This is a genomic window from Micromonospora sp. NPDC049799 (assembly GCF_040656655.1).
In the GTDB taxonomy this organism is placed as follows: domain Bacteria; phylum Actinomycetota; class Actinomycetes; order Mycobacteriales; family Micromonosporaceae; genus Micromonospora.
The window spans coordinates 1-19,218 of the sequence record NZ_JBFAMU010000055.1 but is presented as its reverse complement, the minus strand read 5'-3'; the positions used below and the strand labels follow the sequence as shown (position 1 = coordinate 19,218).

At 71.8% G+C, this 19,218-nt stretch carries 22 protein-coding genes, 4 tRNA genes and 1 pseudogene; 22 read left to right on the top strand and 5 right to left on the bottom strand.

Annotation, left to right across the window (positions count from 1 at the left end; all coding sequences use genetic code 11):
- Positions 1-84: 84 nt before the first annotated feature.
- From AB0I76_RS07610 to AB0I76_RS07590, 5 genes and pseudogenes are all read left to right on the top strand, one after another.
- Entirely contained in the window at positions 85-1,593 is a 1,509-nt protein-coding gene (locus tag AB0I76_RS07610; RefSeq protein WP_357031250.1) for an NADH-quinone oxidoreductase subunit M, read from the top strand.
- Entirely contained in the window at positions 1,590-3,107 is a 1,518-nt protein-coding gene (locus AB0I76_RS07605; protein WP_357031247.1) for a proton-conducting transporter membrane subunit, read from the top strand. Before AB0I76_RS07610 ends, AB0I76_RS07605 begins: the two co-directional genes overlap by 4 nt.
- Positions 3,108-3,252: 145 nt before the next feature.
- Positions 3,253-4,128, top strand: a complete 876-nt coding sequence (gene htpX, locus AB0I76_RS07600; RefSeq protein ID WP_357031244.1) for a zinc metalloprotease HtpX — start codon at positions 3,253-3,255, stop codon at positions 4,126-4,128.
- A 123-nt stretch (positions 4,129-4,251) separates the two neighbouring features.
- Entirely contained in the window at positions 4,252-5,511 is a 1,260-nt protein-coding gene (locus tag AB0I76_RS07595) for an MFS transporter (protein ID WP_357031241.1), read from the top strand.
- A 214-nt stretch (positions 5,512-5,725) separates the two neighbouring features.
- Positions 5,726-6,193: pseudogene (locus AB0I76_RS07590) on the top strand (GNAT family N-acetyltransferase); the annotation flags it as partial.
- 25 nt (positions 6,194-6,218) lie between these two features.
- Here the strand turns inward: AB0I76_RS07590 and AB0I76_RS07585 are convergent.
- Positions 6,219-6,797, bottom strand: coding sequence for a dienelactone hydrolase family protein (locus AB0I76_RS07585; protein ID WP_357031238.1), 579 nt, complete (start codon positions 6,795-6,797; stop codon positions 6,219-6,221).
- 94 nt (positions 6,798-6,891) lie between these two features.
- Here AB0I76_RS07585 and AB0I76_RS07580 point away from each other — a divergent pair, with 94 nt between their 5' ends.
- A complete protein-coding gene (locus AB0I76_RS07580; RefSeq protein ID WP_357031235.1) occupies positions 6,892-7,875 on the top strand; it encodes a WYL domain-containing protein in 984 nt (327 codons plus the stop codon).
- 61 nt (positions 7,876-7,936) lie between these two features.
- Here AB0I76_RS07580 and AB0I76_RS07575 read toward each other — a convergent pair whose 3' ends face one another.
- Entirely contained in the window at positions 7,937-8,278 is a 342-nt protein-coding gene (locus tag AB0I76_RS07575) for a hypothetical protein (RefSeq protein ID WP_357031232.1), read from the bottom strand.
- A 105-nt stretch (positions 8,279-8,383) separates the two neighbouring features.
- Here AB0I76_RS07575 and AB0I76_RS07570 point away from each other — a divergent pair, with 105 nt between their 5' ends.
- Complete coding sequence (locus AB0I76_RS07570) at positions 8,384-8,779, top strand: hypothetical protein (protein ID WP_357031230.1); 396 nt, start codon at positions 8,384-8,386, stop codon at positions 8,777-8,779.
- A gap of 243 nt (positions 8,780-9,022) precedes the next feature.
- Here AB0I76_RS07570 and AB0I76_RS07565 read toward each other — a convergent pair whose 3' ends face one another.
- Positions 9,023-9,517 carry a YajQ family cyclic di-GMP-binding protein gene (locus AB0I76_RS07565; protein ID WP_357031227.1) on the bottom strand — a complete coding sequence of 165 codons (495 nt, stop codon included), beginning with the start codon at positions 9,515-9,517 and terminating at the stop codon, positions 9,023-9,025.
- Between the two features lie 149 nt (positions 9,518-9,666).
- Here AB0I76_RS07565 and AB0I76_RS07560 point away from each other — a divergent pair.
- Positions 9,667-9,750 (top strand) — tRNA-Tyr (locus tag AB0I76_RS07560).
- Between the two features lie 94 nt (positions 9,751-9,844).
- Here AB0I76_RS07560 and AB0I76_RS07555 read toward each other — a convergent pair.
- Both AB0I76_RS07555 and AB0I76_RS07550 read right to left on the bottom strand, forming a co-directional pair.
- Positions 9,845-10,066, bottom strand: a complete 222-nt coding sequence (locus AB0I76_RS07555; protein WP_357031224.1) for a hypothetical protein — start codon at positions 10,064-10,066, stop codon at positions 9,845-9,847.
- Positions 10,067-10,095: 29 nt separating this feature from the next.
- Positions 10,096-10,281, bottom strand: a complete 186-nt coding sequence (locus tag AB0I76_RS07550; RefSeq protein ID WP_357031221.1) for a hypothetical protein — start codon at positions 10,279-10,281, stop codon at positions 10,096-10,098.
- Between the two features lie 321 nt (positions 10,282-10,602).
- On the opposite strand from AB0I76_RS07550, the gene AB0I76_RS07545 reads away from it, so the two are divergent.
- The 14 genes from AB0I76_RS07545 to AB0I76_RS07480 form a co-directional block, all read left to right on the top strand.
- The gene (locus AB0I76_RS07545; protein ID WP_357031218.1) at positions 10,603-10,758 is read left to right on the top strand and encodes a hypothetical protein; all 156 of its coding nucleotides are present in this window, start codon (positions 10,603-10,605) and stop codon (positions 10,756-10,758) included.
- Between the two features lie 50 nt (positions 10,759-10,808).
- Positions 10,809-13,337 carry a bifunctional diguanylate cyclase/phosphodiesterase gene (locus tag AB0I76_RS07540; protein ID WP_357031215.1) on the top strand — a complete coding sequence of 843 codons (2,529 nt, stop codon included), beginning with the start codon at positions 10,809-10,811 and terminating at the stop codon, positions 13,335-13,337.
- Between the two features lie 103 nt (positions 13,338-13,440).
- Positions 13,441-13,513: transfer RNA gene (locus tag AB0I76_RS07535), tRNA-Thr, on the top strand.
- A 25-nt stretch (positions 13,514-13,538) separates the two neighbouring features.
- A tRNA-Met gene (locus AB0I76_RS07530) sits at positions 13,539-13,611 on the top strand.
- 134 nt (positions 13,612-13,745) lie between these two features.
- Positions 13,746-13,913, top strand: coding sequence for a 50S ribosomal protein L33 (gene rpmG, locus AB0I76_RS07525; protein ID WP_013288652.1), 168 nt, complete (start codon positions 13,746-13,748; stop codon positions 13,911-13,913).
- Positions 13,914-14,041: 128 nt separating this feature from the next.
- Complete coding sequence (locus AB0I76_RS07520) at positions 14,042-14,488, top strand: MaoC family dehydratase N-terminal domain-containing protein (RefSeq protein WP_357031212.1); 447 nt, start codon at positions 14,042-14,044, stop codon at positions 14,486-14,488.
- A 1-nt stretch (position 14,489) separates the two neighbouring features.
- Entirely contained in the window at positions 14,490-14,882 is a 393-nt protein-coding gene (locus AB0I76_RS07515; protein ID WP_357031209.1) for a MaoC family dehydratase, read from the top strand.
- A gap of 128 nt (positions 14,883-15,010) precedes the next feature.
- Positions 15,011-15,083: transfer RNA gene (locus AB0I76_RS07510), tRNA-Trp, on the top strand.
- A gap of 212 nt (positions 15,084-15,295) precedes the next feature.
- Complete coding sequence (gene secE, locus AB0I76_RS07505) at positions 15,296-15,685, top strand: preprotein translocase subunit SecE (protein ID WP_357031206.1); 390 nt, start codon at positions 15,296-15,298, stop codon at positions 15,683-15,685.
- A 38-nt stretch (positions 15,686-15,723) separates the two neighbouring features.
- Positions 15,724-16,446 carry a transcription termination/antitermination protein NusG gene (gene nusG / locus AB0I76_RS07500; protein WP_357031203.1) on the top strand — a complete coding sequence of 241 codons (723 nt, stop codon included), beginning with the start codon at positions 15,724-15,726 and terminating at the stop codon, positions 16,444-16,446.
- Between the two features lie 191 nt (positions 16,447-16,637).
- Complete coding sequence (gene rplK / locus AB0I76_RS07495; RefSeq protein WP_357031200.1) at positions 16,638-17,069, top strand: 50S ribosomal protein L11; 432 nt, start codon at positions 16,638-16,640, stop codon at positions 17,067-17,069.
- 82 nt (positions 17,070-17,151) lie between these two features.
- Positions 17,152-17,868: a 50S ribosomal protein L1 gene (rplA, locus tag AB0I76_RS07490; RefSeq protein ID WP_357031197.1), complete on the top strand. Its 717-nt coding sequence runs from the start codon at positions 17,152-17,154 to the stop codon at positions 17,866-17,868.
- 79 nt (positions 17,869-17,947) lie between these two features.
- On the top strand, positions 17,948-18,751 hold the full coding sequence (locus tag AB0I76_RS07485; protein ID WP_357031194.1) for an ATP-binding cassette domain-containing protein: 804 nt from the start codon (positions 17,948-17,950) through the stop codon (positions 18,749-18,751).
- A partial coding sequence (locus AB0I76_RS07480; protein ID WP_357031190.1) for a hypothetical protein occupies positions 18,748-19,218 on the top strand: 471 nt, incomplete at its 3' end. The genes AB0I76_RS07485 and AB0I76_RS07480, both read left to right, overlap by 4 nt.

The following is a 19,218-nucleotide window of genomic DNA, read 5'->3' as shown; positions in this document are numbered from 1 at the left end:
GGCCGCGCTGCCCCGGGCGGCGGCCGGCGTGCTGGCCGGCGCCCTGCTGATCGGCCTGGCCGCCGTCCTGATCGGGGGCACCACATGAGCGTCGGGGAGTTCCTGCTGGTCGCGGTGTTGGCGCTGCCGGCACTGGGCGCGGTCGCGGTGGCCGCGATCCGGCCCGACCGGGCGGCCCGCGTGGTCGGCACGGTCGTCGCGGCGCTGACGCTGCTCGCCACGCTGCCGCTGGTGGCCCGGCGGGACGGCACCTGGTTCTCCTACGGCCCGACCGCCCCGGCGGTGCGGCCCTGGCACCGCCTCGACGTGCCCTGGGTGCCCGGCCTGGACCTGCGGTTCCACCTCGGGGTGGACGGCATCTCCTGGCCGTTGGTGGTGCTGACCGCGCTGCTGACCCTGCTCTGCTGCGGGTACACGCTGTGGCGGGTGCCGCCCGGCGGCAGCGGCCGGGCCCTCGTCGCGCTGCTGCTGGTCGTCGAGGTCGGCATCCTGGGCACCTTCCTGGCCCTCGACCTGGTGCTGTTCTTCGTCTTCTTCGAGGTCGTCCTCCTGCCGATGTACGCGGTCATCGCCGGCTGGGGCGGCCCGGACCGGCGGCGGGCGGCCCGGAAGTTCGCCCTGTACACGCTGTTCGGTTCGGTGCTGCTGCTGGTCGGCGTGTACGTGGTGGTGGCCGCCGCCGGCACCGCCGACATCGTGGCGCTCACCGGCGGCGCGGGGCTGTCCCGGGGCACCCAGCTGGTCGCGTTCACCCTGCTGGCGCTCGCGTTCGCGGTGAAGAGCCCACTGTGGCCACTGCACTCGTGGCTGCCCGACGCGCACTCCCAGGCGCCCACGGTCGGCAGTGTGGTCCTCGCCGGTGTGCTGCTGAAGATGGGCACGTACGGGCTGATCCGGGTCGCGGTCGGCGTCGCGCCGGAAGGGGCCCGCTGGGCGGCGCCGGTGCTCGGTGTCCTCGCCGTCGCCGCGATCATCGTCGGCTCCCTGGTCTGCCTGGCGCAGACCGAGCTGAAGCGGCTGATCGCGTACTCCAGCGTCGGGCACATGGGCTTCGTGCTGCTCGGGGTCGCCACGCTCACCACCACCGGGATCCAGGCGGCCCTGATCGGCAACGTCGCGCACGGGGTGATCACCGGCCTGCTGTTCTTCCTCGCCGGCGCGGTCAAGGACCGTACGCACACCGGCGAGCTGGCCGACCTGTCCGGTCTCCGGGAGACCGCTCCCCGCCTGGCCGGCCTGCTCGGCTTCGCCGCCGTCGCCTCGCTCGGTCTGCCCGGCCTGGCCGGTTTCTGGGGCGAGGCGTTCGCCGTGGTCGCCGCCGTCGAGGTGGGCGGCCCGCTGTGGACCACGCTCGCCGTGCTCGCGGCGATCGGCGGGGCGCTCACCGCCGCGTACTTCCTGCGGCTGCTGCGCCAGGTGACGCACGGGCGGCCCAGCCCGGCCGTCGACCGGCTCACCCCCGGCCTGGCCGGCGCCGAACTGGCCGCGTGGGCTCCGCTGGTGCTGCTCGCGCTGGCCGTCGGCCTGGCACCGACTCTGGTGCTCGGTGTCGCCGAGAGCCCGGTCGGCGCCCTGGTGGAGGTGTTGCGATGACCGGCAGCGTGGTGCAGAGCGTCGACAACGTGGCGCTGCTGCCGGCGTACCTGGCCGCCGGGACGGCGGTGCTGGTGCTCCTGGCCGACCTGCTGGTCGCCCGCGCCCGGGTCACCGTGGCCACGGCGGCGCTCGGCGCGGTCGCCACGGCGGCCGGCGCCGTGCTGGTCGGGGCCGGCGACGAGCGGCGTACGTTCTGCGTCGGCGTGGACTGCTCGTACGTCTTCGGCGGGCGGGCCGCCCTGGTCGCGGTGGTCGTCGCGGTGCTGACCGTCGGTGTGCTGGCGCTCTCCGGGCCGCTGCTGCGGGCCGGTCGGTCGCCGGTGGGGGAGTACTGCTTCCTGCTCGCCTGCTCGATGACCGGCGGCGTGGTGCTCGGCGCGGCCGGCGACCTGATCACCCTGATCGTGGCGGTGGAGACGCTCACCCTGCCGCTGTACGTCCTGGTCGGCCTGCGCCGGGGAAGCCTGGCCAGCGCCGAGGCGGCCGTCACCTTCTTCGTCGTCAGTGTGGTCGCCACCACGCTGACCCTGCTCGGGGCCGCCCTGCTCTACGCGGTCACCGGCGGCCTGCACCTGGACCGGATCGGCACGATCCTCGCCGACCGGCCGGAGTTGCTGGACCTGCCGCTGACCACCGTCGCCGTCGCGCTGGTGGTGCTCGGGCTGGCCTTCAAGGTGGCCGCCGTGCCGTTCCACGCCTGGGCCCCGGCGACGTACGACGGCGCGCCGCTGCCGGTCGCCGCGTACCTGTCGACCGCCTCCAAGCTGGGCGGGGTGGTGGCCCTGCTCGCCGTCGTGCAGCGGGCCCTGCCGGCCGACGTGACCGGTCCGGTGCTCGCCGGGCTCGCCGTGCTGACCATGACCGTCGGCAACCTGGTGGCGCTGCGCCAGCGGCGTACCGTCCGGCTGCTCGCCTGGTCGTCGGTGGCCCAGGCGGGCTACATCCTCGCCCCGCTCGGGGCGCTGGCCCTGGCCTCCGGCCGCACCGCCGACGCCCGCACCGCCGCGTACGCGGCCGCCGTCGCGTACGCCGTCTTCTTCGTGGTCCTGGAGCTGGCGGCGTTCGCGGGCGTGGTGGCGCTGCGGCCGGCCGACGCCGACGGCGGCACGATCGACGACCTGCGCGGGGCGGCCCGCCGGCACCCGTGGAGGGCGGCGGGCCTCGGCCTGGCGCTGGTCGGGCTGGCCGGCCTGCCCCCGGGCCTGGCCGGGCTCTTCGCCAAGATCACCGTGGTCCGGTCGCTGCTCGACGGCGGTGCGGGCTGGCTCGCCGTGGTGGTCGCCCTGAATGCGGTGGTCGGCCTGGCCTACTACCTGCGCCTGACCGCCACGCTCTGGGCTGCGGAGTCCGACGCGGTCCCGGCCGGCGCGGGAGCCGGCGACGTCGGCTCCCCGGCCGTCGGTTCCGTCGTGCGGTCCCGGACGGTCGGCGCGGTGCTGGCCGTGACGACGGCGGTGGCCGTCGTGATCGGCTTCGCGCCGCAGCTCCTGCTCGACGTCGCCGCGCGCTGACCGCGTTCTCCCGCCGCCTACCCCTCCCGCGCCGCCGCATGCGCGCATCTCAGCCAACTTTCAGCCATACGACGGATGGTTGACGGGTACCGGGATGTTGTACCGGTCAGCGGGCCCTGGTGGTCCGTGCACCGAAGGAGTGATCGTGCACCACAACCGTCTCAAGACCGCCGCGCTGCTCGGCCTGCTCACCTCGTTGATCCTGGCGGTGGGCTACTGGTTCGGTGGCAGCGGCGGCCTGGTCATCGCCGTCGTCCTGTCACTGGTCATGAACGGCATCAGCTACTTCTACTCGGACAAGCTCGCGCTGCGGTCGATGCGGGCGCAACCGGTCAGCGAGGCGGAATTCCCCGAGCTGTACCGGATGGTGCGTGAGCTGGCCACCGAGGCGGGCCAGCCGATGCCACGCCTCTACGTGAGCCCGACCGCCCAGCCCAACGCCTTCGCCACCGGGCGCAACCCGCAGAACGCGGCCGTCTGCGTGACCCAGGGCATCGTCGAGATCCTCGACTACCGCGAGCTGCGCGGTGTGATCGGCCACGAGCTGTCGCACGTCTACAACCGGGACATCCTCATCTCCAGCGTGGCGGCCGGGTTGGCCGGCATCATCACCGCGCTGGCCAACCTGGCCTTCTTCATCCCGCTGGGCGGTGGCGACGACGAGGACGCCCCGAACCCGGCCGTGCTGCTGCTCACGATCATCCTGGGTCCGATCGCCGCGTCGATCATCCAGTTGGCGATCAGCCGGAGCCGGGAGTTCCAGGCGGATGCGTCCGGCGCCCAGCTCACCCGGGACCCGCTGGCCCTGGCCAGCGCCCTGCGGAAGATCCACATGGGCACGCTGCGCCGGCCGTTGCCGCCGCAGGGGCAGCTCACCAGCACCGCCCACCTGATGATCGACAACCCGTTCAAGGGCGGCGGAGTGGCGTCGCTCTTCTCCACCCACCCGAAGATGGAGGAGCGGGTCGCGCGCCTGGAGCAGATGGCCGCCAGCGCCGGCCCGGTGCAGTTCCAGCGCTGACCGTGTGACCCCCGTCGCCCGCGCCCGGTCCTCCGGGCGCGGGCGACGCTTTTCCGTTTCGTCAGGGCGGACGTGAGCGTTAGGGTCGATCCGGCTTCCACTCATTACACCCGGAGGGTTCCCGTGGCCGGTCTGCGCCAGTACCTGGGCGTCTGGCGGATCCCCGGCGCACCGATGCTGCTCGTCACCGGCATCGTCGGGCGGCTGGGCATCGGCATGACACCGCTGGCGCTGCTGCTCGTCGTCGAGCAGGTCACCGGCCGCTACTCGCTCGCCGCCGTGGCCGGCGGCATCTACGCCCTCGCCGGGGCCGCCCTGTCCCCGATCGCCGGGCGCGTGGCCGACCGGATCGGGCCCAGCCCGGTGCTGCTCGGCACCGCCGTCGCGCACCCGCTCGCCCTGCTCGGGCTGCTGTGGGCCGCCCGGGCCGAGGCCGGCAGCCTGGCGCTGGTCTTCGTGGCATCCGGGGTGGCCGGCGCCACCTACCCGCCGCTGACCGCCGCGATCCGAGGCGCCTGGAACGACCTCACCTCGCCCGCCTCCGGCCGCTGGCACCTGCGCAACACCGCCCTGGCGGCGGAGACCACCCTCTTCGAGATCGTGTTCGTGCTCGGCCCGCTGCTCGTCGCCGGCTTCGTCCTGGTCGCCGACGCCGGTGCCGCCCTGGTCGGGTCGGCGGTGGTCACGCTCGCCGGCACCACGGCGGTCGCGCTCGGCCGGGTGATGCGCGGCTGGCGGCCCCACTCCCACGAGCACCGCACCCGGGGCCTCGGTCCGCTGCGGGTCGCCGGCTTCCCGGCCCTGCTGGTCTGCGTCGCCAGTCTCGGCATCGCCTTCGGCGCGGCCGGGGTCACCGTGCCGGCCTTCGCCACCGACTACACCGCCGACGACCCGGACAGCCTCGCCGGCCTGCTGCTGGCCGTCTGGGGGATCGGCAGCGCCGCCGGCGGGTTCTGGTTCGGCGTCCGCAGGCCGGCCCGGAACATGAGCCGGCAGTTCGCCCTGCTGCTCGGCGCGGTGGCGGCCACCTTCGCCGTCTTCGCGGTGATGCCCACCCCGGTGGCACTGGGCACCGCCCTGGTCATCGGGGGCGCGACCATCGCACCCGCGCTCACCCTGGAGAACACCCTCATCGGGCGGATCTCGCCGACCAGCATGCTGAACGAGGCGTACACCTGGGTGGTCACCATGTCGGTCGGCGCCAGCGCGGCCGGTGGCGCGGTGGCCGGGCTGATCGTCGACCACGCCGGCGGCGTGCCCTGGGCCTTCCTCTTCGCCGGGGCCGCGGTCGCCGTCGGGGCGGTGGTCGCCGGCCTGCCCGCCGGGCCCGTAGCCCGTGCGGAGGCCGCCGCCGTACGCGCCGAGCAACCCGTCGCGGTCTGAGTCGCGCCGCCCGGGGTATGACCCCCGGATGTTCCTCTTCTTCTCGAACCGCGTCGGCTGCCTCGGCTCCATCCTGGTCAGCGCGATCCTGACGGTGATCCTGCTGCTGATCTTCAACCGCTGAGGCCACTACTCCATGGTCCGAGCGTGATCGTGCGGGCGGAAACCGCTCGCGTCCCCCGGTGCCCGCCGGTATCGTCGCCCGCCGACCCGGGAGGCGTGCATGGAGTTGATCGCGTTCGAGCCCGCACACGCGAGCGTCGTCGCCGGCTGGGCGACGTCGCCGGAGGAGACCCGGCGCTGGTGCTCCCGCGACGAGGTGACGCCCGCAACCGTCGCGGGGTGGGCTGCCGAGCCCGAGGTGGTCGCGTACGTGGCGGTCGTCGACTCCGAGCCCGTCGGGTACGGCGAGCTGTGGCTCGACGACGACGAGGCCGAGGTCGAACTGGCCCGTCTGATCGTGGCGCCGGCGCACCGCGGGCGGGGCGCCGGCCGCGGCATGGTCACGCTGCTCGTCGAGCGGGCGCGCGACCACCACCCGGCGGTGTTCCTGCGGGTACGCCCCGACAACGCCCCGGCGCTGCGCTGCTACACGGCAGCGGGCTTCGTGCCGGTGCCGGCGGAGCAGGCAGACGAGTGGAACCGGAACCAACCCGTCCACTACACCTGGCTGACGGTGTGAGGAAGGGGCCGGCGGTGTCTGCTGCTCAGCCGACCTTGCCGAGGAAGGTGAGCACGCGCTCGGTCAGCAGCGCGGTCGCCTCCTTGTCGTAGCCGGGCAGGCTGTCGTCGGCGAAGATGTGCTGCCGGCCGGGGTAGAGGAACAACTCGACCTCCGGCGTGGCCGCGACCAGCGCGCGGGCGGCGTCCAGGTCGCCCTCGTCGGCGAAGAACGGATCGGCGTCCATGCCGTGCACCTGTGCCGGCACGCCCGCCGGCCAGCCGTCGCCGAACTCGTCGGCCGGGAGGCAGGCGTCGAACAGCAGGGCGCCCCGGGCGCCGGGGCGGGTCTGGGCGAGCATCTGGGCCGACATGACGCCGAGCGAGAACCCGGCGTACACCAGCTCGGCGGTGAGCCCTTCGGCGGCGAGCCGGCCCCGCTCCAGGACGGTGCCGAAGCCGATCTCCTTCGCGTTCGCGATGCCCGCCTCCAGGGTGTCGAAGACGCGGCCCTCGTACAGGTCGGGGAGGTGCACGGTGTGGCCCGCCCCTTCCAGCCGCGCGGCGAAGGCGCGGACCCCCGACGTCAATCCGTACGCGTGGTGGAACAGCAACACCTCGGCCATGAAACGTCCCTTCTCGGCATACTCCCCGTGCTCCGGCCGATGATGCCGCACATACCCGACAGCCGCTGTCTGGTACACACGCGAAAATGGATCGGTGCGCGCCTCTCGGATGATGACCCTGCTGCTGCACCTCCAGGTGCGGGGCCTGGCCAGTGGTCGGGAGCTCGCCACCCTGCTGGAGGTCAGCGAACGCACCGTGCAACGGGACGTCGAGGCGCTGGCCTCGGTCGGCGTACCGGTGCGCTCGGTCCGTGGGCCGGCCGGCGGGTACCGCCTGGACGGCGGCTACCGCACCCGGCTGACCGGTGTCGGCCTGGACGAGGCGGGGGCGCTGGCGTTCCTCGGACTGGCCGGCCCCGCCCAGCAGTTGGGGCTCGGCGAGCTGCTGGAGGGCGCCCGTATCAAGGTGTGGGCCGGCCTGACCGGAGAGGCCCGCGACCGGGCGCGGCAGACGGCCGCGCGGTTCCACCTGGACCCGCTCCGCTGGTACGGCACGTCGGAACCGGTGCCGTGCCTGACGCAGCTCGCCGAGGTGGTGTGGCGTGACCGGCGGGCCCGCATCCGCTACGTACGCGGAACCCGGGAGACCCTCCGCGAGATCGACCCGCTGGGCCTCGTGCTCGCCGCCGGGGACTGGTACCTCGTCGCCCTGCGCGACGGTGAACGCCGCACCTACCGGGTCTCCCGCGTGGTGTCGGTCGAGCCGCTCGACACACCCGTACGCCGACCCGCCGACTTCGACCTCGCCCGCACCTGGGCGGAGTCCCGCCGCGAACTCGAGCGGGAGGGCACCGCCGTCGAGGTCACCGTACGCGTGGCGCCCGAGACGCTGCCCCGCCTGCGGCGTCTGCTACCCGTGCACGGACAGGCGTCCGTGCCGGTCACGGTTCCCGTGCCGCTCACCGCGACCGGCGAGGTCGAGGTGACCGTCCCGTTCGAGAGCGAGGCGTGGGCCTGCTGGGCCCTGCTCGGCCTCGGCGGCGCCGTCGAGGTCGTCGGGCCGCCACGCGTCCGACGGTACGTCGCCGACGAGGTCCGCCGCGCCGCTGCCCGCTACGAGCGGGAGCCCGGCGACTGAGAATCCGCCTCGGGGCCCGCCGTTCCCGTGGCCACGGACGGTCGTCGACCGCGTCAATCGGTCAGGGTGCCGAGATGCCCTGCTCCTCCAGCCACCGCATGTGCGTCTCCCACGCCGACTGCTTGCTCGTGGCGACAGCGGCGCCGATCTGCGTCCACGAGGCGCCGGCCGATCGCGCGGTGCGAACGGCCAGTTGTCGGCCGTAGCTGGCCTTGCGCATGATCACCTCGCCAAGCGCGAGGAGTTCCAGTGCCTCGTCCCTGGTCAGGGGCTGGGTGTCTCCGTCGTCGTCGGCCGGCTCCCGCGTGGGAGGTGCCAGTGCGTCTCGCATGCGGAGTTCGTCGTAGCGGGCCACCGCCGTCAGGAGGGTGAACTGCCGTTCCATGTCGTCAGGTGTAGGCATGCCGCCAGCATGCCGTCAGGCCGCCCTGACGTCAAGCTGGCCTGACGCGCTTCGACGCTTGATTCCGGCCCCTCCGGCCGGTCAGGAGTGAACTAGCCTGGCGTGGTGTCCAGCGGCGAAGAGGACGACGACCTGGTGCTCGGCGCGCTGGAGTGTTACGAGCGCGCGGTACTCCGGGTGGCGCAGGACTTCGCCCGACGGGGCGCCGTCATTCAGCCGAGGGGCGTGGACCTGGACGCCCTCGACGCTCTGCTGGTGAACGTCGGCCGGCGGGGCCAGGGGCGGGAGAGCAGCCTGGGCAGCCTGCGGCCGACCCGCGACCTGGAGTTGGCGGTTGTCGAGTTGGCCGACCTGCTGCAGGAAAAGGAGTTCGACGAGGGCGACAACACCTGGCCCGGGTGTCTGCCTGGACACTCTCATCCTCCTGCCGCGACCGTCGTGGACGGCGTTGCCCACTGGCAGTGCCCGCGCAGCGACGCGCTCGTCTCCCGAATCGGCTAGCCGAGCGGCGCTGCGGCAACGATCAGCACGACGCCGGTAGCGGCGGCTGTCCCTTCGACAGGCCGGCGAGCTCACCCAAGGTCGGAGAGTCGACGCCTCGGGTCAGGGCCTGAGCGACCGCCATCGGCAGGTCGTCGCCGACCGGCTCGTCCATCGCGAGTCGGAGGGCAAGGTCCCGCAGTTGCCCCACTCCCGCGAGGCCAGACCGTGCGTGGATCGCCGGTCAGGGAAGCGTCGGCTGCCTTACCGATAGTTGGTGAACTGGAGGGCGACCCCGAAGTCCTCGCCCTTGAGCAGGGCGATGACGGCCTGGAGGTCGTCCCTCTTCTTACCGGTGACGCGGAGCTGGTCGCCCTGGATCTGCGCCTGGACGCCCTTCGGCCCCTCGTCGCGGATCTTCTTGCTGATCGCCTTGGCCTTGTCCGATTCGATGCCCTGGATGACCTTGCAGTCGATCTTGAACACCTTGCCGGACGACCGTGGGTCACCGGCGTCCAGGGACTTCAGCGAGATGTTCCGCTTCACCAGCTTCTCCTTGAAGACGTCCAGGGCGGCCCGTACCCGCTCCTCGGTCTCCGCCTGGAGGCCGATCGCCTCCTCGCCCGACCAGGAGATCTCGGCGCCGGTGCCCCGGAAGTCGAATCGCGTCTCGAGCTCCTTCGCGGCCTGGCGGAGGGCGTTGTCGACCTCCTGGCGGTCGACCTTGCTCACGATGTCGAACGACGGGTTCGCTGCCATGTGCATGCTCCTGTTGTGCGGCCGGTTTGTGGTCCTTCGTCCCCCGCTGACCAGCGGTACGACCCCCTGACGGTACCCGGTTGCGTCCGAGCCGGGGGGAGCCGCTATCCTTGCTTCCGCCGCCGCGTTGCGACGCGGTGGGGTGCCCTGGCGGGTTGCCCGAGCGGCCAATGGGAGCGGACTGTAAATCCGTCGCGAAAGCTACAGAGGTTCGAATCCTCTACCCGCCACCAGGCAACGACAAGGCCCCTGACATGCGGAAACGCGAGTCAGGGGCCTTCGTCGTCTCCGGCTCTCCTACGGGGGTACGACAGGCGGTGTGTCGTCTCAGTCCGACTCGGGGGCGAAGGGGTGGTTGCGCGGCTCCCGCAGCTCGCACTCGGCCGGACAGAGGTAGGTCCAGGCAGCCGCTGTCACCGAGAACAGGCCGGGCAGGGCGTCGCCCCAGCTCGGGGAGCGGTCGCCGACGTGCCGGAGGTGGCGGTCGAAGACCGCCGAGTGGCGGTACTCCCGGTCGTGTCGCCACAGAGCGTACGGCTGCTCACGCATCCAGTCGCATGCCTCGTCACCCTCGGCGATCAGATCGCGGTCGGCGGTAGCACCTGTAGCGGCCGGCTGCTCTGTGGATCGCCGTACTGCTTGAGGTATGCCAAGTATCCGGCCTCGTCCCGGGGATGGGTGACATGAACCCCGACCACGGCGACCGGTACGGCGAGTACGCCGGCCACGGTCAGGCCCAACATGACCCGGGGGCGCTTCTTCATACGGCGAGCGTAGATCGGCGGGGACAGTTGGCGGATCTCTCCCGGGCTGCGACCCTCCACTTTAGGCGCCGCCGAGCCGTGTACCAGTACAGATGCCTACAGGGCATCTGTGGCGACACCTGCCCATGGTCGTTTTTTGCAGGTTGCTTCCGGTCGACCCGGCGGCTGGTCTGGCCGGATGGCGGCTATCCGACGCTGGACGGTCTGGACAGACCCTCGGGGCGGCTAGTAACGCGTGTGCGCAACTTTCCAGTCCGCCCGTGCTGTGGCACCATCATGGGACCCTAACCGGTCTGCCACCATCCCGACAGGAGCACAGTGATGTCTGGTCGTCGTGTTGGCCGGCTCGCCGCGGTGGCGGCGGTGTTGACGCTCGCCGTCCTCGCCGGCGGCTTCGCCGGGCTGGACGGAAATCTGTACATGTCCGACTTCGACTGGGGTGCCCCGGTAGGGGTCGTCACCACGGTCGCTCGCTAGGCGCGCGCAGCTCGGTCTGGCAACCGTTCAGCCCGAGCTTGAGGAGCGGGATGCCAACCCCCCGACCGTCAACGAGCAGGTCCAACGAACGAGCGTGGCTGGTCACCGGGCCCCTGGCGCTCCTGGCTGTGGTCTGCTCGGTGGGCCTTGCCCTCGTCGGCCCACCCTTTCCGGGCAGCATCGCGAAGGCGTTGATCCTGCTCGTGGTCATGGTGGCGGCCGGAACGCAGGTGTTGCAGTTCGTCATCCGGCGGCAGGCGCTGGCGTTCACGATCACCGAGATCCCGCTGGTCCTCGCCTTCTTCTACCTGCCGCCCCTGACCGTCGTCGTCATCGCGTCCATCGCTGCCCTGATCGGCCAACTCCGCCGGCGGCTGACACCGACCAAGGTCTGGTTCAACGTGGCGAAGGCGGCCGCCGCCGCCTCGCTCGCCTGCCTGGTGCTGCTGGCGCTGCCGGACCTGAACGGAGTCGGGCCGCTGACCTGGCTGACGCTCTTCCTGACGGTCAGCACCAACACGCTGGTGACCCTGGCTGCCGTCAGCGGGGTGATCGGTCTGCTCCAGGGCTGGCAGGCCGGCTGGGAGGTCGCGCGGAGCGCACCACAGCCACTGGCCACCTCCGCGGTCAACGTGATCATCGGGCTCGTCGTCCTGATCGCGTTGGAGACCACCTGGTGGTCTCTCCTCCTCATCGCGGTGCTGGCTGTTGCCGTCGTTCTGGTCTACCGCTCCTACTCGCTGTTCGTCCGGCAGCACCGGACCCTGGGGGACCTGTACGAGCTGACCCGGGCGATGACCGCGAGCGGCCAGGACGGCACCCTCGCCGACGTCCTGCTCGGACGCGTTCGAGGGCTGATGCAGGCCGAGTACGCGACGCTCTGGCTGCCGGCCCAGGGGCGGCACCCCGAGGTGCTGCTGACCGCGCGGGTCGACGACAACGGCCTGCTCGACGTCGCACCGGCGCCGGCCGCGATGCGCGAGGAGGCAAGTGAGCAGCAGCGCACGGTGGCGGTGGGTGTGCGCCTGGGTAGCGACGGAGCGCTGCGGAACTCCCTGCACCGCACCGGCGTGAAGGACCTCATCGTGGTGCCCCTGCGGTCCGGCCAGGCGGTGATCGGCACTCTGGAGGTGGTCAACCGCCTCAGCGACGTCGGCCACTTCACCCCGAGCGACATTCCCGTCTTCGAGACCGTCGCCGCGCACGCGGCGGTCGCCCTGGAGAATTCGCGGCTGGTCGATCGGCTGCGGCACGACGCGTACCACGACGCGCTGACCAAGCTGCCCAACCGCCGACGGATCACCGCCGCGCTGGACGAGGCGGTCAAGATCCGGGCACCGGGTGAGGTCGTGGCGCTGCTGCTGTTCGACGTCGACCGGCTCCGTGAGGTCAACGAGTCCCTCGGGCACTCGGCGGGTGACAAGGTCCTCGTGGAGGTGGCGGAGCGGTTGCGCTCGCGCGCGCCGTCGTCGGCACTGGTCGGCCGGGCCGGCGGTGACGAGTTCCTGGTGACGCTGCGGTTGGAGAGCGCCGACGCGGCCCTGGAACTGGCCGCCCAACTGCGCGAGCAGATCCGCGACGAGATGGTCTTCGACGCGCTCACCCTGGACGTCGACACGGCGGTGGGCGTGGCGGTGTACCCGGATCACGGCAGTGACGCCGCCCTCCTGCTGCAGCGGGTCGACCTGGCGGCCACCGCGGCCAAGTCGGTGCCGGGCAGCGTCCAGTTGTTCAACGCGGCGCTGGAGTCCCGGTCGATGCGCCGGCTGGGTCTGGCCGGCGACCTGCGCCGCGCCCTCGACGACGGCAGCCTGGAGGTCTACTTCCAGCCGAAGATGACCCTGCGGGACCGCCGGCTGGTCGGCGTGGAATGCCTGGCCCGCTGGGAGGACCCGGCACACGGCACGGTCGCGCCGGAGGACTTCGTCGCGGTGGCGGAGCACACCGGCCAGCTCGGCCGGCTCACCGAGTTCGTGCTCCGGGAGGGGCTGCGGCGCAGTCGGGACTGGGCGCACGGCGGCCAGCCGCTCGCCGTCGCGGTCAACCTCTCCGCCCGTACGCTCACCGACCAGCACTTCCCGGCCCGGGTCCAGGAGCTGCTGGAGGAGTACGGCGTACCGCCACAGTGGCTGACCCTGGAGATCAAGGAGGCCGGGGTGCTGGACGGCACCGACCGGCCGATCCCGACCCTGCGCCGGTTGCGCGACCTCGGCGTACGGCTCTCCGTGGACGACTTCGGCACCGGCGACTCGTCCCTGGCACACCTGCGCCGGCTGCCCGTGCACGAGGTGAAGGTCGACCGGTCGTTCGTGCAGGGCATGGCGACGGACCCGGGGGACCTGGCGATCGTGAACGCGGTGGTCACCCTGTCCCAGCAGTTCGGGCTGGCGGTGATCGCCGAGGGCGTGGAGAGCGAGCTCACCCTCGAACTGCTCCAGGACATCGGGTGCGAGATCGGGCAGGGATTCCTGTTCAGCCGGCCGTTGCCGTACGAGCGCCTGGAGGCCTGGTTCGGTGCCCAGGTGGATCCGGAGACGATCTCCGACAGCGAACTCCCGCGCCTGCGCGCCGTGCTCTGATCCTCCCCTGGCCAGGGAAAACGCCACCGAGGGGGATCCGATTTCACCTCCGGCAGGAGGCCGTGTACTCTTACCTCTGCGCGATCACAGAGTGATCGGGCAGGCCCCCTTAGCTCAGTCGGCAGAGCGTCTCCATGGTAAGGAGAAGGTCTACGGTTCGATTCCGTAAGGGGGCTCAGAGGGTCCGGCTGGGCCCACCACGGCGGTGTAGCTCAGATGGCAGAGCAAGCGGCTCATAATCGCTGTGTCGCCGGTTCAAGTCCGGCCACCGCTACTCTCGTCCTCCGGGCTCAACTCCCGGTGGTCGGTGGGATGGGCGCCATAGGCGCCCACTTTGCATGTTCGCGTAACCAGCGCGTACGCTGGTGCGCCGTAGTTCTTACCCGTTAGCGAGGAAGGCACTCCGCCGTGGCGAAGGCGACCGATGTCCGGCCGAAGATCACTCTGGCGTGTGTGGAGTGCAAGGAGCGCAACTACATCACGCGTAAGAACCGTCGTAACGACCCGGACCGCATCGAGCTGAAGAAGTTCTGCCCCCGGGACGGTAAGCACACGGTCCACCGCGAGACCCGCTGACCTGCGGCCGGCAGCGCCGGCCCGGTCCTGCGACACCTTCGACCGCCGATCTGTCTCCACCGGCGCGGCTCTGAGCCGCCGCCGGTCGGGCAGATCGGCGGTCGTGTTTTCCGTGTAGGTTCGGCGGCATGTCCCTGGACCCGTCCTACGTCGGCCGGACCTATCCGCCGACCGCCCCCTACCAGGTGGGCCGAGAAAAGATCCGCGAGTTCGCGACGGCGATCGGCGCCGCCGACCCGGCCCACCACGACCCGGAGGCCGCCCGCGCCCTGGGCCACCCCGACGTGGTCGCGCCGCCGACCTTCCCGTTCGTGGTCACCATGGCCGCCACCCGTCAGATCGTCGAGGACCCGGACCTGGGCGTGGACTACAGCCGCGTCGTCCACGGCGACCAGCGGTTCGCGTACGCCCGTCCGGTGGTCGCCGGTGACGAGCTGGTGTGCGTCAGCGCCATCGAGCACGTCACCACTCGCGGTGGACACGGCTTCCTGACCACCCGGACCGAGATCGCCACGACCGCCGGCGAGCCGGTGGTCACCGTCTGGTCCAAGCTCGTCGTACGTGGGGAGGGCTGAGATGGAGCTGCCGATCCGGACGTTCCGGGTGACGCGTGCGGACCTGGTCCGGTACGCGGGAGCCTCGGGGGACTTCAACCCGATCCACTGGAGCGACCGCACCGCCACGAAGGTGGGTCTGCCCGGGGTGATCGCCCACGGCATGTTCACCATGGCGTTGGTCGGCCGGGCGGTGACCGACTGGGCCGGGACGCCCGACGCGGTCGTCGACTACTCGGTGCGGTTCACCCGGCCGGTGGTCGTTCCGGACGACGACGAGGGCACCGAGATCGAGGTCGCCGCAGTGGTCCGGGAGGTCACCGAGGAGGGCCTGACCAGGCTGGACATCACGGCGACCTGCCTGGGGGAGAAGGTGCTGTCGCAGGCCCGGGCGACGGTGCGTACCCGCAGCTGACGGGGTTCTCGACCCGCCATGGGTGGACCGGTTGGGAAAGTCGTGGCACTACCCGTACACTGGTCCGCCGTGGGGCAAGTGACCCCTGCGCTGCCGTTCGCGGCGGTGTGGGGTGCGCATTGCCGCACAGGGGTGTAGCTCAATTGGCAGAGCAGCGGTCTCCAAAACCGCAGGCTGCAGGTTCAAGTCCTGTCACCCCTGCGCCTCAGGCCTGACCGTTCCCGTGGGTCGCGCCGCCGTCCGGCGGCGTCCGGCCCGTGGTGGTGGTATCGGCGGGGTGGTTCCGAGGCGATCGGGGCTCTCCGGCTGATCCGCCGGCCGCGGCCCGTCCCGGGACGGTTGGTCCGGCCGGCGTGACCAAGCGCCGCGCACGCCTACCGCGTGCGACACGACATCCCGCGACGGAGGGCGAAGTGGCCGACAACAAGCGGCGCGGCGAGGACGCCGACGACGAGCGTTTCGACGACGAGGTCGTCGACGACGCCTCTGGCGACGACGCCGCCGACGCGGACGAGCCGGTCTCCCGGGGCGGCACCGCGACCAGGTCGCGTGCCCGGGCCGAGTCCGCCGATCGACCGAAGACCCGTGCGGAAACGGGCCGGGTGGGGCCGTTCGCGCGCATCGCCCGATTCATCCGCGAGGTCGTCGCCGAACTGCGTAAGGTCATCTGGCCGACCCGCAAGGAGTTGCTGACCTACACCGCCGTGGTGGTCGCATTCGTTACGGTGGTTACCGCCCTCGTCGTCGGATTCGACTACGTGTTCGCGAAGGGCGTTCTGTGGGTCTTCGGCGACCCCAGCTGACCGGCCGACTGTGCCGATAGTGACGGAAGTGAGCGAGCGTGCCTGAGTACGACGAGACCGCCGGAACCGCGGACGAGCAGTCCACGGTCGCGACGGCGGCTGGTGACGAGTCGGTCGAGGCCGCCAGCGAGCCGGAATTCCCGACCACTGAGCCGGCGCCCGAGGAGGACTACGACCCGGTCGCCGAGCTGCGGCAGAAGCTGCGCTACGCCCCGGGCGACTGGTACGTGGTGCACTCGTACGCCGGCTACGAGAACAAGGTCAAGACCAACCTCGAGACCCGGATCACGTCCCTCGACATGGAGGACTACATCTACCAGGTCGAGGTCCCGACCCGGGAAGAGGTCGAGGTCAAGAACGGCAAGCGGTCGCAGGTCCAGGCGAAGGTCTTCCCGGGCTACATCCTGGTCCGGATGGAGCTGACCGCCGAGTCCTACTCGTGCGTGCGCAACACGCCGGGCGTGACCGGCTTCGTCGGCGCGACCGACCGGGCCGACCGCCCGGCGCCGCTGAGCCTCGACGAGGTGCTGAAGTGGCTGGCGCCGGCTGTCGAGACCGAGCAGAAGAAGGCCAAGCCCGAGGTCAGGGTCCTCGACTTCGAGGTCGGCGACTCGGTCACCGTCACCGACGGTGCCTTCGCCTCGCTGCCGGCGACGATCAGTGAGATCAACGCCGACCAGCAGAAGCTCAAGGTCCTGGTGTCCATCTTCGGCCGGGAGACGCCGGTCGAGCTGAACTTCAACCAGGTCGCGAAGATCTGATCCTCCGGCACGCCGGCGGTGGGCGACAGCCTGCCGCCGGCGTACCCGTTTCGTCGTCGACGGACCTCGACGGACCTCGACGAACGGGGTGGCGTACGGCTGCGCTACCCTAGAACGTCGCCGCTCGTACCGCGCTGACCGTGCGCGCCCGCGGCCGGCACCTATCCCAGTTCCAAGCCCCAGGAAGTGACATGCCTCCGAAGAAGAAGCTCGTCAAGACGTTCACGCTTCAGCTGAAGGCGGGCCAGGCCACGCCGGCGCCGCCGGTGGGCCCCGCGCTCGGTCAGCACGGCGTGAACATCATGGAGTTCTGCAAGACCTACAACGCGCAGACCGAGTCCCAGCGGGGCGACATCGTCCCCGCCGAGATCAGCGTGTACGAGGACCGGACCTTCACCTTCGTGCTGAAGACCCCGCCCGCCGCCCGGCTGCTGCTCAAGGCCGCCGGTGTGGAGAAGGGCTCGGGCGTCCCGCAGAAGGACAAGGTCGGCTCCGTGTCGCAGGCCCAGGTGCGTGAGATCGCCGAGAAGAAGATGGTCGACCTCAACGCCAACGACATCGACCAGGCTGCGAAGATCATCGCCGGCACCGCCCGGTCGATGGGCATCATCGTCAACGACTGACGTCGGTCAGCACTCACCCGATCAGTTCGTGGGAGGGCGCGCGGTCGCCGCGGCCCGCCAGAGACCACAGGAGTAAGCAGAAATGCAGCGCAGCAAGAGCTACCGCAAGGCCGCCGACGTCATCGACCGGTCCAAGCTGTACACCCCCGCCGAGGCCGTGAAGCTGGCCAAGGAGACCACCAACGTCAAGTTCGACGCCACGGTCGAGGTCGCGATGCGCCTCGGCGTCGACCCCCGCAAGGCGGACCAGATGGTCCGCGGCACGGTCAACCTGCCGCACGGCACCGGTAAGACCGCCCGCGTGATCGTCTTCGCCGCCGGCGCGAAGGCCGAGGAGGCCGTCGCCGCCGGTGCGGACGAGGTGGGCACGGACGAGCTGGTCGCCCGGATCCAGGGCGGTTGGCTGGACTTCGACGCGGCGATCGCCACGCCGGACCAGATGGCCAAGATCGGCCGGATCGCGCGGATCCTGGGCCCGCGCGGTCTCATGCCGAACCCGAAGACCGGCACGGTGACCATGGACGTCACCAAGGCCGTCTCGGACATCAAGGGTGGCAAGATCACCTTCCGGGTGGACAAGCACTCCAACCTGCACCTGATCATCGGCAAGGCCTCGTTCTCGGAGACCCAGCTGGTGGACAACTACGCGGCGGTCCTCGACGAGGTCCTGCGGGCCAAGCCGTCCGCCGCCAAGGGCAAGTACCTGAGGAAGGTCGTCCTCACCACCACCATGGGCCCGGGCGTCCCGGTCGACCCGAACGTGGTGAAGAACCTGCAGGAGGGCTCGGCCGAGGCCTGAGCAGCAGCTCCCGCGACGGGGCCCCGCCACGACTCGTGGCGGGGCCCCGTCCGTCTGTCCGCTGTGGCAGGCTCCGGGCATGCGGCTGGAGGACGTCCGGTTCCGGTACCGGCGGCGGGGCCCCTGGGTGCTGTGGGGCGTGCGGGTCCGGGTCGAGCCGGGTGAGGTGGTCGTCGTGACCGGCGGCAACGGGGCCGGCAAGTCGACCCTGCTCCAGCTCGCGGCGGGGGTGCTGCGGCCGGTGCGTGGCCGGGTGGTCGACCGGCCCCGGTCGGTCGGGTGGGTGCCGGAGCGCTTCCCGGCCGACCAGCCCTTCACGGTGGAGCGATACCTGACCGGGATGGGCAGAATCGCCGGGCTGCCCCGCGCCGAGGCGGACGGGGCGGTGCGGCGGTGGACGGCCCGGCTCGGTCTCACCCCCTTCCGTGCGGTCCGGCTGCCCGAGCTGTCCAAGGGCACGGCGCAGAAGGTGGGTCTGGCCCAGGCCATGCTCCGTGATCCGGGCCTGCTGGTGCTCGACGAGCCCTGGGAGGGGCTGGACGCCGCGGCGCGGGACCTGGTTCCGGAGCTGGTCTTCGAGGTGCTCGCCACCGGAGGGTCGGTCCTGGTCAGCGATCACCGCGGCGAGACGGCCCGGCTGCCCGGCGCCCGCCGGTGGGCGGTCGCCGACGGCGCGATCGCCGAGGCGGAGCCGTCCGCGGGCGAGACGCTCGCGGTGGTCGAGCTGGCGGTGCCGGCCGCGCGCGTGGCCGGCACCGTGGCCCGGTTGCGCGCCGACGGCCACCACGTCCTTCGGGTACGCCCCGACGCCGCGCCCGCCGCCACCGATCCGGTCCCCGATGAGTCCCGCATCGCCGGCCCGCCCCCGGAGGGAGTCCGTTGACCGCGCTGGTACGGCTGCGGCTGGCGGCCTTCCTGCGTACCGGAAGGGCGCTGGCGCCGGTGCTCGCCGGCCTGGTGGCCCTGGGCATCCTCTACGGCGGTGGCCGCGCCCAGCCGGCGGAGGCGTACGGCGTCTCCGCGGTGGTGCTCTTCCCGGTGCTGGCGTGGCAGACCAAGATCCTGCTGGACGTCGAGCCGGACGGGCAGCGACGGCTCGTCCGGGTGCTGGTCGGTCCCGCCCGCGAGTACGCGGCGGGGCTGCTCGCGGCCGCCCTTGCCGCGCTGGTGACGGTCGCGGTGGCGATGGTCTTCCCGTGGCTGGCCGGTGGGGTGAGCGGGCCGGTCGACCCGGGGGACCGGTCGGTGCCGGTCGGGATCGCGATCGGGGTCTGGGCGCACCTGCTGGCGCTGCCCGCGGCGGTCGCGCTGGGGGCCCTGGCGAGCCGGGCCTCGACCGGGAGCGCCGGG

What these genes read in the sequence shown, in the direction of transcription:
- AB0I76_RS07610 (WP_357031250.1), top strand. Translation starts at nt 85, where the DNA reads ATGAGCGTCGGGGAGTTCCTGCTGGTCGCGGTGTTGGCGCTGCCGGCA.
- AB0I76_RS07605 (WP_357031247.1), top strand. Translation starts at nt 1,590, where the DNA reads ATGACCGGCAGCGTGGTGCAGAGCGTCGACAACGTGGCGCTGCTGCCG.
- AB0I76_RS07585 (WP_357031238.1), bottom strand. Translation starts at nt 6,797, where the DNA reads ATGGCCGAGGTGTTGCTGTTCCACCACGCGTACGGATTGACGTCGGGG.
- AB0I76_RS07575 (WP_357031232.1), bottom strand. Translation starts at nt 8,278, where the DNA reads ATGCCTACACCTGACGACATGGAACGGCAGTTCACCCTCCTGACGGCG.
- AB0I76_RS07565 (WP_357031227.1), bottom strand. Translation starts at nt 9,517, where the DNA reads ATGGCAGCGAACCCGTCGTTCGACATCGTGAGCAAGGTCGACCGCCAG.
- AB0I76_RS07555 (WP_357031224.1), bottom strand. Translation starts at nt 10,066, where the DNA reads ATGCGTGAGCAGCCGTACGCTCTGTGGCGACACGACCGGGAGTACCGC.
- AB0I76_RS07550 (WP_357031221.1), bottom strand. Translation starts at nt 10,281, where the DNA reads ATGAAGAAGCGCCCCCGGGTCATGTTGGGCCTGACCGTGGCCGGCGTA.
- AB0I76_RS07545 (WP_357031218.1), top strand. Translation starts at nt 10,603, where the DNA reads ATGTCTGGTCGTCGTGTTGGCCGGCTCGCCGCGGTGGCGGCGGTGTTG.
- AB0I76_RS07540 (WP_357031215.1), top strand. Translation starts at nt 10,809, where the DNA reads ATGCCAACCCCCCGACCGTCAACGAGCAGGTCCAACGAACGAGCGTGG.
- AB0I76_RS07520 (WP_357031212.1), top strand. Translation starts at nt 14,042, where the DNA reads ATGTCCCTGGACCCGTCCTACGTCGGCCGGACCTATCCGCCGACCGCC.
- AB0I76_RS07515 (WP_357031209.1), top strand. Translation starts at nt 14,490, where the DNA reads ATGGAGCTGCCGATCCGGACGTTCCGGGTGACGCGTGCGGACCTGGTC.
- rplK (WP_357031200.1), top strand. Translation starts at nt 16,638, where the DNA reads ATGCCTCCGAAGAAGAAGCTCGTCAAGACGTTCACGCTTCAGCTGAAG.
- rplA (WP_357031197.1), top strand. Translation starts at nt 17,152, where the DNA reads ATGCAGCGCAGCAAGAGCTACCGCAAGGCCGCCGACGTCATCGACCGG.
- AB0I76_RS07485 (WP_357031194.1), top strand. Translation starts at nt 17,948, where the DNA reads ATGCGGCTGGAGGACGTCCGGTTCCGGTACCGGCGGCGGGGCCCCTGG.